The sequence below is a fragment of the Aquibacillus saliphilus genome (assembly GCF_020404745.1).
In the GTDB taxonomy this organism is placed as follows: domain Bacteria; phylum Bacillota; class Bacilli; order Bacillales; family Amphibacillaceae; genus Aquibacillus; species Aquibacillus saliphilus.
The window spans coordinates 88,703-106,071 of the sequence record NZ_JAIZAP010000014.1 but is presented as its reverse complement, the minus strand read 5'-3'; the positions used below and the strand labels follow the sequence as shown (position 1 = coordinate 106,071).

Genomic DNA, 17,369 nt, shown 5'->3' with positions numbered 1-17,369 from the left:
CTCCCCTATTTTATTAAACTTCTAAGAATGCCTATTACTATGAATCGTTTCTTCTAAAGAAACCTCTGACCTTGTATGTTTATGAAGATCACAATACCAAACATCCGTTTTCATTCTATGAGTAATATCACATTTCCGGGTTTTCTTAATGAAATTGTGCCAGACTGTATATTCGTGAGTATCTGCATGGATCATTTCAAATTCAGAGCTCGTTTTTTTCCACTGATGATTAACATTGGGACTTATCTTTTCCTCAAAAGCAATATCTTTAACCTGATTCTGTTTCGCTATCTCCATACTTAAAGCTGGTGTATTTCCAATTGGAATCATAAGAAATAGAAAAAACAGAAATAATACGAGTTGTATTTTCAATTATCTTCACCCCTAGTTTAGTCAATTCAATCCTATTATTCCACCAGTTTGTCATATTATGTGACTGGCAATTAATAATTCTTATTTTTATTTACTTGTCCCTGACACTGCACTTGTTCTAAACCACCTGATTTAATTTTACAATTACCTTATGCAGCAATTGTCATCTGCATAAAGTTCGGGAATGATCTATCCCAACTATATGCGGATGATAACTTTTCACATAATCAGTATTATAAAATTGACTATTAATGTCCATATATTTATCTATCTCTATTTTAATGGTTCTACTACACTAATACCTTAGCATAAATATTAAATATTCTAAAAATTAAGAAAACTACTTGATATTCTCTCGTAATTTCCACTATAATATATCTAGATGTTAACTTTTCTAACATCTAGACGCAATTTATGTAACATATCTAAAAAGGGGGAATTATTTTGAAGAAAAACAAAAGTTCATTATCAATTCTTTTTGCCAGTCTCTTTCTAGTCTTTACACTATTTATGGCAGGGTGTACATCAGATGACGATGCAAGCTCAGATGAGTCAGATTCAACCGAGGAAAGCGGATCGGATGTTGACACTTCTTCTGGAGATGACGGAGAAGCTAATCCATCTGATGATGGATCAACACTATCTACTATTGAAGACAGAGGTTACGTAGTTGTTGGTGGTAACGGCCAATTACCTGGATTTGGATATGTTGATTCTGACGGAGAAAACGTAGGTTTTGACATTGACTTTGGTAAAGCAATCGCTGCTGCTATTTTTGATGATCCAGAAGCAATTGAAGTTAGACCATTATCAGCACAAGAACGTTTCACCGCACTCCAAACAGGAGAAATCGACGTCTTAATTCGTAATACAACATGGACGACTACTCGTGATACGGAATTAGGCACACACTTTGGACCAACTACCTTCTATGATGGTCAAGGTATCATGGTAACAAAAGAGAGTGGAATTAACACTTTAGCAGAGCTTGAAGGCGCACGTATCGGTGTTGAAACTGGTACTACTACAGAGCTTAACCTCGCTGACCAATTCCGAAAATTAGGAATTACCTATGAACAGGTCGTATTCGATGATAGTGATTCATTGGTTGAAGCTTACGAAAGTGGAAGTGTTGATGCATGGACAACAGATAAATCTGGTTTAGTGTCTAGACAAGCAACTTTAACTGAACCTGAGGCTCACAAAATTCTTGATGAAGCTCTTTCAAAAGAACCACTTGGCCCAACCGTGAGACAAGGTGATGATCAATGGTTCAATATTGTTAAATGGGTAACATTTGCTACGATTGAAGCAGAAGAACTTGGAATTAACTCTGAAAATGTTGATGATTTCTTGGATAGCGAAGATCCGGTTGTCCGTCGTTTCTTAGGAGATGAAGGTGAACTTGGAGACATGATGGGTATTCCTAACGATTTTGCTTATCGAGTTATAAAACATGTTGGTAACTATGGAGAAATTTATAATCGACATTTAGGTCCAGATACCGTATTTAATTTAGGCAGAGATTTAAATGAAAATTGGACAAATGGTGGAATTTTATACTCACCTCCTTTCCGTTAATAAGTTGAGCCTTAGAATTAAAAAGGACCTGATTTTCCTGCTTAGTGCAGGCCTCAGGTCCTTTCATTTTAATTAGTGAGAGGTGAAAAAAGTGCCAAAACAAAATAACGTATCCACCCCCTTCTGGCGAGACAATCGAGTTATACCAATCATACTTCAAATTCTATTTGTAATTTTTGTATTAATTATCGGTGTTTTTTTTATAAATAACGCATTGAACGGTTTAGCGCGACAAGGAATGGAGGTTGGTTTTGGTTTTCTAAACGGTACCGCATCTTTTAATATCACGGAAACGCTAATTGATTATCAACCTACAGATACCTATAAACGCGCATTATTAGTAGGTATTCTAAATACAATTAAAGTATCAGTGATTGGTATTATTCTTGCAACATTTATTGGAGTCTTTGTCGGAATCTCGCGACTTTCGACAAATTGGTTAGTGCAAAAATTAGCTGGATTATACATTGAGATTTTCCGAAATACTCCATTACTAGTTCAAATTTTCATTTGGTATTTCGCTGTTTTCCTTCAACTTCCTCAAGTAAAAGAGAGTATCACGATTGGATCATTTCATTTAAGTAATCGTGGCGCCTCTATCCCTTGGTTCGAAGCGAACTCAGGAACATTCGTTTGGACAATCCTATTAATACTTGGTATTGTTGCCGCCATTGTACTTTGGAGAACAAAACTAAAGTCTCAAGTACAGTCTGGTAAAAGAAAATATCCGTTCGTCTATGCACTTGGATCAATAATAGCTGCTTTAGTAATCGCCTATATCATTACACAACAGGGACCAGCAAATGTGACAGTTCCTATTCTCGGAAACTTTAACTTTGAGGGCGGCCACACCCTAACACCTGAATTTTTGGCAATTCTTATTGGTTTAACCGTTTATACAGCCACATACATTGCTGAAATTGTTCGTGCGGGTATATTATCCGTTTCAAAGGGACAAGTGGAAGCAGCTAAAGCGTTAGGAGTAAAAGGATCGACAACCATGCGTCTAGTTATTTTTCCGCAGGCGATTCGAATTATTATTCCCCCTGTTACGAGTCAGTACTTAAACTTAACCAAAAATTCAAGTTTGGCAATTGCTGTCGGTTATGCAGACTTAGTCTTTGTTGGCAACACAACACTAAATCAGGCTGGTCATGCAGTTGAAATGATCCTAATCATGATTCTTGTATATTTATCTTTGAGTATATTAACCTCATGGTTTATGAACTTCTTCAACAAAAAGACTCAAATTGTAGAGAGGTGATTTTATATGAGCTCTAATTTAAAACCGGAACAAACTGCACTACAAACACTTGACCCTCCTAAGTCAACATTGGGAGTGTACGGATGGTTAAGGAAAAATCTATTTAATAGTTTTTTTAATACATTGCTGACAATTATTTCAATTTTAGTTATCTATTATATACTAAAAGGATCGATAACTTGGGTTTTCACAACTGCGCAGTGGGCTGTAATAACTGAAAACTACCGACTATTTATGGTAGGACAGTACTCTAGTGAGCAACTTTGGCGAGTATGGACGTGCTTAGGACTTGTCTCTCTATTGTTTGGGCTATCTGCCGGTATTTGGAAAGGAACAATTAGAAATCTTTCAATCGTGTTAATCATTCTATATCTAGTTCACACACTAGTACCTTTTGTATCATCGACAGGAAAAATGTGGATCATCATTAACATTGGAATTGTAATAATTGGATACCTTACCGGGCCTAAAATACCAAAGAACAAGGCTATTACGCTAGTCGGATGGAGTTTATCTTTTCCATTAATTATTTTCTTATTAAACGGATTTGGCGTTTTTCCTACAGTTAAAACAAATATTTGGGGTGGATTATTATTAACCCTACTCATCTCGATTGTTGCAATTCTTGTTTCATTCCCAATTGGCATATTATTAGCTCTTGGCAGAACGAGCAAACTACCAATAATTAAATACTTTTGTATTCTATACATTGAAATCATCAGGGGTATCCCTCTTATCACTGTGTTCTTTATGGCACAAATTATGATTCCTTTATTCCTACCCGAGGGATTCGAAATTAATAACGTAATTCGTGTAATGATTGGCGCAACTTTATTCACAGCAGCATATATGGCTGAAAATGTACGTGGTGGCTTACAATCGATACCTCAAGGTCAATTTGAAGCAGCCAAAGCAATGGGGTTAAATCCTGTTCACTCAATGGCTTTTATCATCATGCCACAAGCTTTGCGAGCAGTTATACCAGCAATGGTAGGCCAGAGTATATCCATGTTTAAAGATACAACTTTAGTAGCTATTGTTGGATTAATTGATTTGCTAGGCATTGCCCAAACGGTAAAATCAAACCCTGAATTTCTAGGTAGACATATGGAAGTCTACGTATTCATTGCACTTGTGTACTGGATTATCGCCTACTCAATGTCTTATTCAAGTCGTCGATTAGAAAAGTCTCTTGGTGTTGGTGAACGTTAATCTTATTTCTGAGGAGGAATTACAAATGGGGCAAACAAAACTACAAGTAAATAAAGCCAAAGATGGAGAAGAGATTATTGCTTGCGATAGAATAAATAAATGGTTTGGTGCTCTCCATGTATTAAAAGATGTATCACTCTCCGTCAGTAAGGGAGAAGTTGTAGTTATCTTAGGCCCATCTGGTTCAGGCAAATCAACCTTCATTCGAACTATTAATGCATTAGAAGAAATTCAAAAAGGAACTATTCATATCGATGGAATTAATTTATCGCATGATGTAAAGAATATTGAAGCAATCAGAAAAGAAACTGGGATGGTCTTTCAACAGTTTAACCTCTTCCCTCACATGACAATATTAAAAAATATTACACTAGCACCGATTTGGGTGAGAAAGAAACCAAAAGCAGAAGCCGAAAAGGAAGCGTTTGAACTTCTAGAACGTGTAGGAATACCAGAGCAAGCACATAAATACCCAGGTCAATTGTCAGGCGGTCAGCAGCAGCGTGTCGCCATTGCTAGAGCACTGGCGATGCAACCGGAAATAATGTTATTTGACGAGCCAACCTCCGCACTAGACCCAGAAATGATTAAAGAAGTATTAGATGTTATGAAAGAACTTGCAAGATCTGGAATTACTATGTTAGTTGTAACACACGAAATGGGATTCGCCAGAGAAGTAGCAGATCGGATCGTCCTATTTGATGAAGGAGAAATTATAGAAACAGGTACACCTACAGAATTATTTGATAATCCGCAGCACGATCGAACAAAACTCTTTCTATCTCAAATATTGTAATTTATAACTTTAGAGAAAGCCTGATATACTATGGCTATTCTCTTTTTTATTTTTTCTAAAAATTGGTAACTATTATTTGATTTGTGAAATTTAATGTATTATAATAATAATATCACGAACAAATGTTCTTTCACGCAGAATAGCTGACTAATTATAAATTAGAGATGAGCGGGGATATCTTTGAATAATAAAGTTGAATTAGAAAAACAAATAGAAAAGCTACGCTTAAAATTATATGAAGTGTTCCAACAAAGCTCAAATAAAGAAGAAATAATTAGTATTTCCCAGCTTCTAGATGAAGCGCTAAATAGCTATGAAAAGATAAAAGATAAGTAGTTCCGTTTCGGTGGAGGAAATTTAAATTAACACACCAAATAAGAGACCAAATCGCATATGATTTGGTCTCTTATTTCCCCCTATATATCAACGATTATTGGATATTAACTTGATCCACTTAACTCGGAACAACCCCACCGACACCCCATTGATAACTGGTTACTTTTTAATACATATTATTTAATTCTATTACACATTACTTTTTATCATCTATGATTTGACCTTTGTAAAGAACCTTCCTTGTGATCGGTATATTAAGTTTTCGACTAAATTTTCGTAATGAACCTTCTTCAAATTCGGTCAAAATAGAAATTACTGTCCCTTCAGAAGATCCTCCTAATCTACCTGTACGGCCTGCACGATGGATATATTGATTGGATTCTTTCGGAAGATCTAAATTAATAACATATGGCAAATCATGTATATCTAATCCTCTAGCTGCCACATCTGTTGCTAGTAATAAGTCGAGTTTTTCTTCTCGAAAACTTTTTATTACTTTTGCTCTTTCTTGTTTATTAGCATCACTATGAAGAACACCTAACGAAACACCTTTGTATTCCAGTTTTTCAGCAACAACCGTCAACGAGCCTATGTCTTTCACAAAAACTAGGGCATGAATGTTACTACTTCTAATAATTTTTCTGAGCAAGTCAGTCTTCTCACGTTGTTCCCCTACAAAATAAATATGATCAACTACCGGTTGGTTAACTTCTAGCTCATCTATTCTAATAATGTCAGGATCCTTCATCATAATTTGAGCCTTTGTCTCAGCTTCTTTTGGAAGTGTTGCCGAGAATAACAGTAATTGTCGTTCATTTAATGCACTAGTTACAATGTCTTTAATTGTTTGGAAATGTTCAGGTACTAACAGTTGGTCACCTTCATCAAGTACAATAGTATTTACTTCATGCATTTTTAGTTTTTTTCGTTTTACTAACTCTAGTAGGCGGCCAGGAGTTCCTACGACAACTTGAGGGTGTTTTTTTAATTTTTCAAGCTGACGCTTAATATTTGCACCACCAATAAAACTTGCACTATTTATATCGCTTCCTTTTGTCCACTCCTGAACGACTGTGTGGACTTGCATTGCCAATTCATGTGAAGCAGTCATAATTACAATTTGCGTTTTTTTCTTGTCACTATCTATTTTTTGTAGTAATGGAACAAGATAAGCTAATGTCTTACCACTACCCGTTGGAGCTTCCACCAACAGATCTTTCCCCTCCATAATAATAGACCCTACCTTTGTTTGAACACTAGTAGGATTCTGAAATCCGGATTGATCCCATGCTTTTTGCAAGAAGGGTTTTGTATCTGACGAAATTATTTTATCTAAAGTCATTTTGTATCTTCCTTTTCATAAAATATGTAATTTCAATTAGTCAAAATTGATTTAGCGGTAACAATTCTTCGCTTCTCGTTCGGTTAGTCTTGTCCATAGAAACGTGTTTAATAAAATAAGTAAAATACCCTACATTTCTAAATATGCCCATAATAATAGGCGTAATCCATCGATTTCTTAAAAGCGAACTTAAACGTCTCTATATCTTACCATTAATCGATTAGCAACATCTAATTTCCCGCAAAAAATGTTGCACTACCTCTATCTTATCAAATCCTAACTTATTAATATATGGCTAATCTTTTATAGTTACTAGTGAGGTGTCACTTCATTCTTTTATTTTTGGCAAACAAGACACGATACGTTTATACACTTTTTAAAAAGAAGTGTATAAACGTATCTTGGAATTAACAGATTAACTTATAAAATAAAAATAGCAGATTGATCGTATCTAAAAGATAAGCACCCTATCGTGTATTTATAATCCTTACACGTTAGAGCGCTCAAGTATCCAAGTTAGTCTACTGTATTAATGACTATTTTTACTTCTTTTTAATCCAAAACTTAATGAGATTTTCGTCTTGTTCTGTTTTTAGAATGGTGTGTCCAACATTTGTTGTCCAGGCTGGCAGATCATTAAGCGCACCTTTATCTGTGACTTGAAGCTCTAACACTTGGTTGCTTTCTATTGACTCCATGCCTTTTTTTAGTTTTATAATTGGCATTGGACAAGTCAATCCACTTACGTCTATAACCGAATCAACTTTTATTTCATCAATAGTTTCTGTAACTGTTTCAGCTACAGCTTTAACTGGTGTGTCTTTCTTCTTTATATTGCTACCAAATACAGATGAATAGGTTTTCCAACCACCATCAACATTTTTAACACGGTATCCGTTATTTTTGAGGATACGGCTTGCTAAATAGCCTCTTAAACCTACTTGGCAGTTTATATAAATGGTTTGATTCTTAGGTAGTTCATCTAATCTATTTCTAAGTTCATTTAAGGCTATATTGATAGAACCTTCAATGAATCCAAATTCTCGTTCCATTGGTTCACGTACATCTATTAGAAATCCTCCATCTGCAACAATTTGATCAACTTGATGCCACTGAACGTGCTCCAATTCACCGTCTATCAGGTTTGAAGCTACATAACCTGCCATGTTAACTGGATCTTTTGCTGAAGAATATGGAGGTGCGTAAGATAGTTCTAAGTTAGTCAAATCTTCAACAGTTAGACCGCCTTTAATTGCTGTTGCAATAACGTCCATTCGCTTGTCAGCACCATCTGAACCTACCGCTTGCGCTCCAAAAATTTTCCCAGTCTCTTTATCAAAAATCAGTTTAAATGCAATTGGTGCAGCGCCTGGATAGTAACCAGCGTGAGAGCTTGGGTGAATATGAACAACTTCATAGTCTACACCCAAACGTTTTAAGACTTTTTCGTTGTTACCAGTTGCTGCAACAGTTAAATCAAACACTTTTGCAATTGAAGTTCCAAGTGAACCTTGGTATTTATCTGTTTTACCCATCATGTTGTTAGCTGCAATTCGCCCTTGTCTGTTAGCAGGACCTGCAAGTGGAATCATCGCTTTTGTTCCACTAATATAATCAACAACCTCTATCGCATCGCCAACTGCAAAAATATCTTCATTGGAAGTTTGAAGGTATTCATTGACAATAATACCACCGCGCTCTCCTAACTCTAATCCTGACGTTTTAGCTAATTCATTTTCAGGTCTAACACCGATGGAGAGAATAGTCATATCTGTTTCGATCTCTGTTCCATCTGACAAGATTACTTTTTCCCCCTGATTAGTAAAAGAATCCACACCATTTTCTAATACTAAACGTACCCCTTTTTCTAATAAGTGTGTATGGAGGATACTTGCCATTTCGAAATCAATTGGTGCCATGATTTGATTAGCCATCTCAATAATTGTTACTTCAATTCCTCTGTCAGCCAAATTTTCAGCCATCTCAATTCCAATAAATCCACCACCAACAACGACAGCTTTGTTTGGCTTGTTATTATCAACGTAATTTTTTATTTTATCAGTATCAGGAATGTTCCTAAGTGTGAAAAGACGCTCGTTTTCTTTTAATCCTGGAATTGGTGGTACAATTGGTTGTGCACCAGGTGATAGCAATAACTTGTCGTATGTTTCATCATATACTTTACCAGTTTGTAAGTTCTTAATTGTAACTGTATTTTGTTCATCGTTTATGCTCAACACTTCACTTAAATTGCGAATATCCAGCTTAAAACGGTCAGACATCCCTTTAACGGTTTGCACTAATAATTTACTTCTATCTTTAATCGTTTCTCCAATATAGTAAGGTAATCCACAGTTTGCAAAAGAAATATGCTCTCCACGTTCTACTAGGATTATTTCCACATCTTCACTTATTCTTCTTAATCTAGCTGCAGCAGTAGCTCCCCCGGCAACTCCACCTACGATAATTACTTTATTTGTCATGTTTACCCCTCCATAATATTGTATGTCTCTTTTATATAGGTGTTTAAGAAACATTTTTATACCTATAGGGGTATTATATAACATAGACAGAAAATGTAAAGTAGTTTGTTTAATGTTTCACATTTTATTCACTACTTATTGTGAAAGTACATATTTTTTGTTTGGCTCTTAAATGCTCTCCTGCATACTTAAATTATTTTCACGCCTAATTAATATGCTTCTCATGTTCATTTCACTTTCGCAACACCTAATGCAAAATGCTCCCAGAGAATTGTTTCCACTAGCTCTATTTGTAATTCCTCACAATCAACAATTAAAATTACTTCTGAATGTCTACCTCTTAATCTTCTCTTTTTCTTTTTGAGAACTAATTCGGCGAAAAGTCGAATAGAAAATCCTACGACAAACCCAATAAACGCACCAATTAACCCCCAGTATATGGGTCCCCATGCCAACTTAAAACCGATACTAGCTCCAATTACAGCAAATGCTGTTGCAAGTGCCATCCCTATATCTATAAGTGATGTTCCATCGGATCGATGAAGGCTATCAAAAACTCTACGTTCTTCCGCGCGATTATCTAATGGAATTGCAAATATTTTTTCTTTAGTAATTCCCTCTTTTTCTAGCACAGAAAGAGCAATCTCTAAAAAAGCATTATTTTCAAATGTCGAAAAAAGATGCATAGTATCACTTCAATTCTTGTTTAGTATCTATTCTAAAGTCAGGGGACTGATAGTTTTTTACCAAGTAATCATTCTGTTCTTTTTCATAAAGCTTATTGTTTTCAACAGTGTTCATATAAGAGTCAAAAACCGCAAAACCATAGGAAGACGGTAGAAATAACAGCCATTGAGCTTTTAATACGGATGTGGCTTCCTGTATCTCTCCTAGAAATAGAAGCGCAATGGCTTCAAGAGCATGAGAAAAATAAAAGAAAATTACTGACCAAATAATCACAAAAAATGCAGTAACAATTCTATGTATATAAAGCTGTCCTAGGCCCGGAACGAATGCCGACCACATAACAGCCATTAAAGGATTTCTTTTATCAAGATAATTTATTTCTAACGCACCCATACTAAAGGAATTAAAACGATGTTGTTCGTGTTCAGCTAAAAGGTAAATTTTATTCAAATCTACCGTAGTTCTATAACTATCCCAAATTCCAAAGAGATATACTGGTATATAAATTAATAACCACCTCGTATCTAATACATCTTTAGCCAAATCAATTTCTCCTTGAAACGAATAAACCATTGCCATATTAACATTAGCATTAACATTTACAATCACTTCCCAAATAAATAGTACAAATCCTCGAATATATTTAGATAAAAGTAAATGACCAAACCCAGGAAAAGCAGCACTCCACCAACCAACAATATAAGGATTCCTTAAATGAATCTGTGTTGTACCGAGAATACTGACATGCGCGGTGTAACGTCTTGCTGTGTTATCATTTATGTAGTTGTTCATTTATAGTCCCCTAATAAAATTTTCCCCTTAAATTTACAATTAGTCTTCCTATAAAGATTTTGTTTATTCTATTTAGTATGATTTAATCGGTCAAAACTAATAACTAACTGAATATGGTATAAGTGTTATAATTTAGTTAAAAATATTTTTAAAAGGGGATCTAAGCATGACTTGTAAAGGTTGTTCGACTTCAGTAATTGTCTCAGAAGAAGAAATTGATACTCTTGTAGAAGAACAATTACAATTTGAGGAAGATTTAGCTAACGATGTATTATATAAAGAGAGATTGGAGTTATGTAGGAGTTGTCCCTCGTTATTATACAACACAACATGTAGTCATTGTGGTTGCTTTGTAAAGTTTAGAGCAAAGCTAGCATATAAAAAATGCCCTTTTCCAACAGGCGCGAAATGGTAGCCTAAGGAAAAGAGCCGAAAGAATTTCTACTTGTGACACTAAAATAAAAATAAATTTGCGTAAGCTAAAGTTTTAATTTATTCTGTATTTTCACTAAGATTCTGTTTAAAACCGAACTTGATTTCTTCCTTTTAGTTTTGCCTTATATCATAACTCATAAACTCTATTTAACAATGTTTCTGTTGAATCATTTTCTTGTGAAATTACTACACCAAACTTGAAGTAACGTAATCAATGTTGTTAAATTGATGTTTTTCAACTTTTGTTCTTTATTCTTCTGCAAGATTAACCGCTTCTTGCTTTTTTCGTTTTGGGATATTTCGATAACCTCTTCCCCATCCCATTGTCCGAAATAATCATCTCTAACAAGTTGTCTTGAATAAGTGACGCTACTTCAGACTTTGTGTAATCACTAATAATAGAACGAGCAAAGATCAAAAATACAATATATAGGAGGCTCTACAAAAAAAAGAATATCACTCCAATCGTCATTCCCACAAAATCAAGGAATAAATTGTCACCTTTCTTCCGAGCAGAAAGTAGCGAGATTATAACAATGTTTAAATGCTGATTACCTTCCTGAAAAGATAAACCAATCATTAGTGCAACGACGATATAAATAAATAGGTACAAATTCATCTTCACTTAATAAAATCTAAATCATAGTTTACTATAACTACTTTTATGGAGATGATTAAGTTGTCTGAATTTAACCCTGAAAAATTATCTGTTCAATTTATTTCACCAGCAAATGAATTACATCCAACTGATGAGAGGAAGTACACATTAACTCATTCAGATAATACAGGACAATTATTTTTAAGTATTGGCTATCAATATAACAATGCCAAGATAAATCTTAAAATGAGGGATGAAGTAATTGGGATTTGGAGAAAAAAAAGCAATGAAGAGTATACATTATTTTGTCAAGTTTACGTTAGCAGTGGAGAGTTTGATATAAAAACTTCAAAAATAAGATATATTACTTTCCAAAGAGAAATGGAGCTTGCACTAAAAGCAATTATCAATGGTGACAGACAGTTTTATATGAATTATAGGACACTTTTAGACTCACCTATCTATATATCATTTCAATCCATCTACCCTCAATTTGATAACCTGTTATTTTATGGCACCCCCAGAGAATATCTAATTGATGCACCTTGATGATTGTTACGCTTTATTTAAAATAAAAATATCCCCTTTAGATTTATAACATAAGATTTATCCTTATGCGCAAAACAAAAAGGGGATATATTTCAGGATGTGCTAAAAGTTCAAGAATTTCACACATACCGGTTCAGGTACTTTTATGCCAGACTGTAGTAGGTTTAATTTACCTGTAGATTCATCTCTTCCAAATAATACAAGTGTATTCGATTTTTGATTCGAAGCGACAATAAATTTTTCTGATGGATCTAAAACAAAATCTCTCGGCCAATCTCCTTCAGTGGATGTCCTTTCAACAAAGCTAAGTTCTCCGGTACTTTGGTCGACACTAAAAACAGCAATGCTATTATGGCCTCGATTACCAGCATAAACAAATTTCCCATCAGAAGTAATATGAATGGCACTTCCATCATTTGTTTCATTAAAATCCTCAGGAATCGTTGAAATTGAAGGTAGCTCAGAAAAACTTCCATCTGCATGGTAATTTAACACAACTACTTCTGAACTTAGTTCAGTCATTACGTAAGCGTACTTTCCGTTTGGGTGAAACACGATATGTCTCGGGCCACTTCCAGGTTCTGTCATAAACGTTTCAGCTTCTGTTAAAGCGCCATTATCAACTGCATACGTAATAATTCGATCACTTCCCAAATCAATAGCAATTACATATTTCTCGTCTGGTGTATATCCAGCAAAATGTAAATGTGGCTTATCTTGTCTATCATGAGGTCCAGTTCCTTCATGCTCAACAACAGAAGTAGCAGGATTTATTGATCCATCTTCATTTGTTAAATAAGATTCAATTTTTGTTGTATGGTAATTAGCTGTAACGACATTACTATTGTCACTACTAACACTCAGATGGCATGGTGGCGAGCCAGCAGATGCTTGACTGTTTAATTTGGTCAGTTCTCCTGATTGACCTACCGAAAAAGCAGTAACTCCTCCAAGTTCGCCTTCTTTAGCGACAGCATACAAATTGCTGTTATTGTCACTAACTGTAACATAGGTAGGATTGTCTAGTTCAGCAGCAAGCTTTACATCATTGATTTCACCTTTTTCTGCATCCAGCGTAAATGAATATACCCCTTTACTTTCAACTTTCGTGTATGTACCAACATAACCCATATATTTACTATTATTTGACATGAATGTAAACTCCTTCTTATCGGTAATCTAAAATTTATTATATCAAAACAATAAACCGATTTCTATTAATGGATACAATCTAAGTTAGTTAAAGTTAGATTGGCTTTGATTTCACTCTACATTTATTATATTTTGACGATTTGATTGTTCCAATTACGTACCTTACCTTTAATAATACTTTTGGAAGTTCTTCCATCGAAATCGTTCATAATACTTTCAACTAAATGAATAAATTCCAAACCAATTTACCGTTCGTCCTGTGAAAGGACCAACTGTTGTAGAGAGCTAAATTGATGTGTGCTTAAACTAATTGTAATGTTTGGCCAATAGATTAACAAAAGAATTTCTAGGGACCAATAAAGTGAATATGTAAAAGCAGACTCCGAAAAGTCTGCTCCTTATAAAAAGTTAAAGTTACTGTATTATTTTTGTTGGTTTTGTTGTTGTCCTTGACCTTGTCCGCCCATTCCAGACATACCTGGCATAAATTGTTGGGCCATATTTCCAACACCCTTACCTCTTGTCATGCTATAGTACGCAGCTGCACCGATGCCAACTGATGCTACGATTGGCATCATTCTTCCACGTTGTTGATTTGCCATGTTTTTTTCACCCCCTAATTATCAATCCTTTATAATTTGTCCTGTAAATTTAAAAGAATGCCCGTTATAAATTGGGAGTGATTAAAACGATTTAACGTGAATAAACGTAATCGATCAAGACATGCAATCAGTGGATAATTAAGAAGTCTAAATCCAATTCAAATCGACTGGTAAAATCTGTTCAATCTCTTTATTATACAAATGCTTTTGGCTTTCATCCAACCAAATATGAATTATACCCTTATCCGAACTAGTTCGAATTAGACGACCAATACCTTGTCTAAGACGAAGTATCATATAAGGAGTATCAACTTCATCAACAGGATTTTTTGCATGGTTTCGTTTTGCTTGAAAGACAGGGTCTTGTGGCGGAAAAGGTAACGAAGAAATAATCACTTGTGACAATGCTTCACCAGGTACATCTAGTCCTTCCCATAAATTATAAGAACATAGAACAGAAGATTGGTTTAGCTGGAAATTTTTAATTGACTCACTTATTTCTCGGTCGCCTTCATAAATCATTGTAAAGTCCCACAAGTTTTGACCTGACCAATTTCGAAATCGATCCATCTCTTGCTTCGATGAAAACAGTACTAGTGATTTCCCGCCGTGCCTATTTAAGTCTTCAGTTATTTGCTGCCACTTCTCTTCTTCATTTAACTGAACATGTCCAATGCCTTGCATTTGTTTTTGATAATCAAATGGAGATTGAACTGCGAATGAATCATATCTATTAATACCCAAACTTCCAGCAATATAGCTAAAATCTCCTCCTTGTGCTAATGTTGCTGATGAAAAAACAAACGGTGTCGCTTGTGAAAAAACTTGTTCTCTTAGAACATCTTCGACTAGCCTTGGCATGATTACAAATGATGTCTGAGATTCATTTTCCTCAAGCCAAAAAATGCCCTGATCTCCTTTTAACAAAATGCCGAGTCCATAAGAAAAGAATTCCAAGTATTCTTCAATTATTTTGACGTGATAATCATCAATGGTAAACAGTTCAGAATCAAATACAAGCTGTTCCAAAAGTAATTGAACTTTTTCATTCATTTTAGTTGCAAGTTCCATCATCTGTTTTGACCGCGGTACTTCTCTTCGATTCGAACCTTCTACTAATGTTGCTGTTTCTGTCAAGAGATCAAACCACTCATCATGAAGCATTAATATGTCTTCAATTAAATATAATGATTCTTCGCGCACATCTTGGCTCATATATCCTGTCAGGACACTAGATAGTGTTTCTGAATGAAATCGATACGTTAGTGCTTTTTGTGCAGCGAATTCCAACAGATGCCCTTCATCAAAGACGACACTGCTTGCCTCTGGTAATAATGGCATTTGCCCCTCACGTTTACGGGAATCCTTTGTCCATACGTGTTCCATATAAAAGTCATGTGAACAAATGATTAAGTCTGTTGCATGACGGTAATACTCACGATTTAACGTTTGACCACTTCGATGACGCCATTCACAAGTAGAGCATTGTTGAAGCGGATCCCATGCAACCTTTTCCCACTTATCATTTGGTACCCATGGATATTCCTTACGATCACCATATCGTTCAAACGATTGCATCGAAGAACCTTGTTCAAAAACAAAATCAGGAATTTGATCGTGTACACGAAGAATATCTTCATCGTCTGTTTTATCTGCTAATGGATCTAATTTCTTAATACAAACATATTGTTCACGCGCTTTTGCCAATCGAACATCAATCGTAATACCAAGAGCCTTTTCAAGCTTTTCGATATCGCCGCCTTCTTTGACAAGTTGCTCGATTAAAGTTTCATCTGCACATGAGATAATTGCTGGTTTTCTTTTGTAACGAGCATAACAGATGGCATATAGTAGATAGACAAATGTCTTACCAGTTCCCACACCAGCCTCAGCAAATATTGTCGATTTATTTTTAAAGGCCTGTTCAATCTGAAATGCCATGTAAATTTGTTCATCACGAAGCTCGTAGCCTTGCTCTGGTAAAATATCGTAGAATACATCTCCAACATAATCACCAAGGCGATTAAAGAAATTTTCTGTTTTAGAAATTGTAAATGGAAGTGACTTTGCCATTAAAAATGTATCTCCTTTTGTTTTCATGAAAAGAATAATCGCGTCCTGACATACAGTTTTACTATGTACACTGCAGTTTTTATCATACAGCTAATTATTGGGAGGCTATTCTTCATGTTCTTTTGTAAAGATTTCTGTTGCAGTGTCTAATTTAGCATACGTGGAAGGCCCTAAATAGTAAAAACAGCTATCATTCCAGAATAACGACGCATAAAGTCTTTCTAGTTGATTGCCTCATTAATCTCCCCTTCTTTATCCATTGTACAGATTTTTCTTAATAAGTGTCCATTCATAAACCATTTCCATATAGATATAAGGACTTAAATTATAGATAGTAGAAAGGATTTTGTTACCTTGAGTTATTTATGGGGCGTCAAATCTGCGTCGACGGTTACGAAACAACTATATGACTGTGTATTAAAGAACTACGGAAAACCAAACTATTGGGGTAGATATTTAACAACGGTTGAGGGTGCTGCCGAAGGAATGACCCAAAAAGAAATCGAGTTACTTCACAATAGCGGTACGAAAGTCTTATCAATTCACAATAATTTCACCAGTGCTACCGGTAATAGACAAGGTCGAGTTACAGCGCAAAATGCTTCTTTTCATGCTAAAAGATTAGGTATTCCAGAAGGTAAAATCTTATTTGCGTACGTAGAAAACTTTTTTGAGATTGACTCTGCTTGGATTCGCGGTTATGTAGAAGCAATGTTCCCTACTGGATACAAACCAGGTTTTTATAATAATTCGGACGAAGGTGGTTTTAGAGCTGCTTACTGCCAAGCAGTAACTGAAAATCAGCAAGTAGCTAACCAAGCTGTCCTCTGGAGTGCTGAACCAAAACCAGGAATTAGTAAGAAAAGAAACGCACCTAACTTTAATCCATCCACTCCACGTTGTAACGCTAACGTATGGGGCTGGCAATATGGTCAGGATGCATCATCATGCCCAATTGACACAAATCTAATTGATCAACGGTTGTTCGACATGACATGGTAACCAATTTTATGTAAAAGAAAGAAAAAGACACTTGATTTTAAAATCAAGTGTCATGTACGTTTTGTGGCAAAGAACCGTCGACCACATTCGACG

General features: G+C 35.3%; 16 protein-coding genes. 8 read left to right on the top strand and 8 right to left on the bottom strand.

Translation table 11 applies throughout. The features are described 5' to 3' along the window. Positions 1 to 21 precede the first annotated feature (21 nt). A complete protein-coding gene (locus tag LD272_RS14690; protein WP_226037368.1) occupies positions 22 to 372 on the bottom strand; it encodes a hypothetical protein in 351 nt (116 codons plus the stop codon). A gap of 444 nt (positions 373 to 816) precedes the next feature. On the opposite strand from LD272_RS14690, the gene LD272_RS14685 reads away from it, so the two are divergent. From LD272_RS14685 to LD272_RS14665, 5 genes are all read left to right on the top strand, one after another. Then, on the top strand, positions 817 to 1,953 hold the full coding sequence (locus LD272_RS14685; protein ID WP_226037367.1) for an amino acid ABC transporter substrate-binding protein: 1,137 nt from the start codon (positions 817 to 819) through the stop codon (positions 1,951 to 1,953). 91 nt (positions 1,954 to 2,044) lie between these two features. Continuing rightward, positions 2,045 to 3,217 carry an amino acid ABC transporter permease gene (locus tag LD272_RS14680; RefSeq protein ID WP_226037366.1) on the top strand — a complete coding sequence of 391 codons (1,173 nt, stop codon included), beginning with the start codon at positions 2,045 to 2,047 and terminating at the stop codon, positions 3,215 to 3,217. 6 nt (positions 3,218 to 3,223) lie between these two features. Next, positions 3,224 to 4,429 carry an amino acid ABC transporter permease gene (locus LD272_RS14675; RefSeq protein WP_226037365.1) on the top strand — a complete coding sequence of 402 codons (1,206 nt, stop codon included), beginning with the start codon at positions 3,224 to 3,226 and terminating at the stop codon, positions 4,427 to 4,429. A gap of 73 nt (positions 4,430 to 4,502) precedes the next feature. Beyond that, the gene (locus tag LD272_RS14670; protein ID WP_226037394.1) at positions 4,503 to 5,225 is read left to right on the top strand and encodes an amino acid ABC transporter ATP-binding protein; all 723 of its coding nucleotides are present in this window, start codon (positions 4,503 to 4,505) and stop codon (positions 5,223 to 5,225) included. Between the two features lie 180 nt (positions 5,226 to 5,405). Next, on the top strand, positions 5,406 to 5,561 hold the full coding sequence (locus tag LD272_RS14665) for an aspartyl-phosphate phosphatase Spo0E family protein (protein ID WP_226037364.1): 156 nt from the start codon (positions 5,406 to 5,408) through the stop codon (positions 5,559 to 5,561). Positions 5,562 to 5,757: 196 nt separating this feature from the next. On the opposite strand, the gene LD272_RS14660 is transcribed toward LD272_RS14665, so the two are convergent. The 4 genes from LD272_RS14660 to LD272_RS14645 form a co-directional block, all read right to left on the bottom strand. Then, on the bottom strand, positions 5,758 to 6,903 hold the full coding sequence (locus LD272_RS14660) for a DEAD/DEAH box helicase (RefSeq protein WP_226037363.1): 1,146 nt from the start codon (positions 6,901 to 6,903) through the stop codon (positions 5,758 to 5,760). A gap of 542 nt (positions 6,904 to 7,445) precedes the next feature. Further along, positions 7,446 to 9,386 (bottom strand): CoA-disulfide reductase, encoded by a 1,941-nt coding sequence (locus tag LD272_RS14655; RefSeq protein WP_226037362.1) that lies wholly within the window; start codon positions 9,384 to 9,386, stop codon positions 7,446 to 7,448. Between the two features lie 227 nt (positions 9,387 to 9,613). Beyond that, the gene (locus LD272_RS14650; RefSeq protein WP_226037361.1) at positions 9,614 to 10,072 is read right to left on the bottom strand and encodes a hypothetical protein; all 459 of its coding nucleotides are present in this window, start codon (positions 10,070 to 10,072) and stop codon (positions 9,614 to 9,616) included. 4 nt (positions 10,073 to 10,076) lie between these two features. Beyond that, complete coding sequence (locus LD272_RS14645; RefSeq protein WP_226037360.1) at positions 10,077 to 10,865, bottom strand: hypothetical protein; 789 nt, start codon at positions 10,863 to 10,865, stop codon at positions 10,077 to 10,079. Between the two features lie 166 nt (positions 10,866 to 11,031). Between LD272_RS14645 and LD272_RS14640 the strand changes: the two genes are divergently transcribed. Continuing rightward, positions 11,032 to 11,280 (top strand): DUF6171 family protein, encoded by a 249-nt coding sequence (locus tag LD272_RS14640; RefSeq protein ID WP_226037359.1) that lies wholly within the window; start codon positions 11,032 to 11,034, stop codon positions 11,278 to 11,280. Positions 11,281 to 11,979: 699 nt separating this feature from the next. Continuing rightward, a complete protein-coding gene (locus LD272_RS14635) occupies positions 11,980 to 12,447 on the top strand; it encodes a staygreen family protein (protein WP_226037358.1) in 468 nt (155 codons plus the stop codon). Positions 12,448 to 12,549: 102 nt separating this feature from the next. Here LD272_RS14635 and LD272_RS14630 read toward each other — a convergent pair whose 3' ends face one another. The 3 genes from LD272_RS14630 to LD272_RS14620 all read right to left on the bottom strand — a co-directional run bounded on the left by LD272_RS14630 (position 12,550) and on the right by LD272_RS14620 (position 16,274). Continuing rightward, positions 12,550 to 13,599: a lactonase family protein gene (locus LD272_RS14630; RefSeq protein WP_226037357.1), complete on the bottom strand. Its 1,050-nt coding sequence runs from the start codon at positions 13,597 to 13,599 to the stop codon at positions 12,550 to 12,552. A gap of 422 nt (positions 13,600 to 14,021) precedes the next feature. Continuing rightward, positions 14,022 to 14,201 carry a hypothetical protein gene (locus LD272_RS14625; RefSeq protein WP_226037356.1) on the bottom strand — a complete coding sequence of 60 codons (180 nt, stop codon included), beginning with the start codon at positions 14,199 to 14,201 and terminating at the stop codon, positions 14,022 to 14,024. A 147-nt stretch (positions 14,202 to 14,348) separates the two neighbouring features. Continuing rightward, complete coding sequence (locus LD272_RS14620; protein WP_226037355.1) at positions 14,349 to 16,274, bottom strand: ATP-dependent DNA helicase; 1,926 nt, start codon at positions 16,272 to 16,274, stop codon at positions 14,349 to 14,351. Between the two features lie 354 nt (positions 16,275 to 16,628). On the opposite strand from LD272_RS14620, the gene LD272_RS14615 reads away from it, so the two are divergent. Further along, positions 16,629 to 17,276 (top strand): glycoside hydrolase domain-containing protein, encoded by a 648-nt coding sequence (locus LD272_RS14615; protein WP_226037354.1) that lies wholly within the window; start codon positions 16,629 to 16,631, stop codon positions 17,274 to 17,276. Positions 17,277 to 17,369 lie beyond the last annotated feature (93 nt).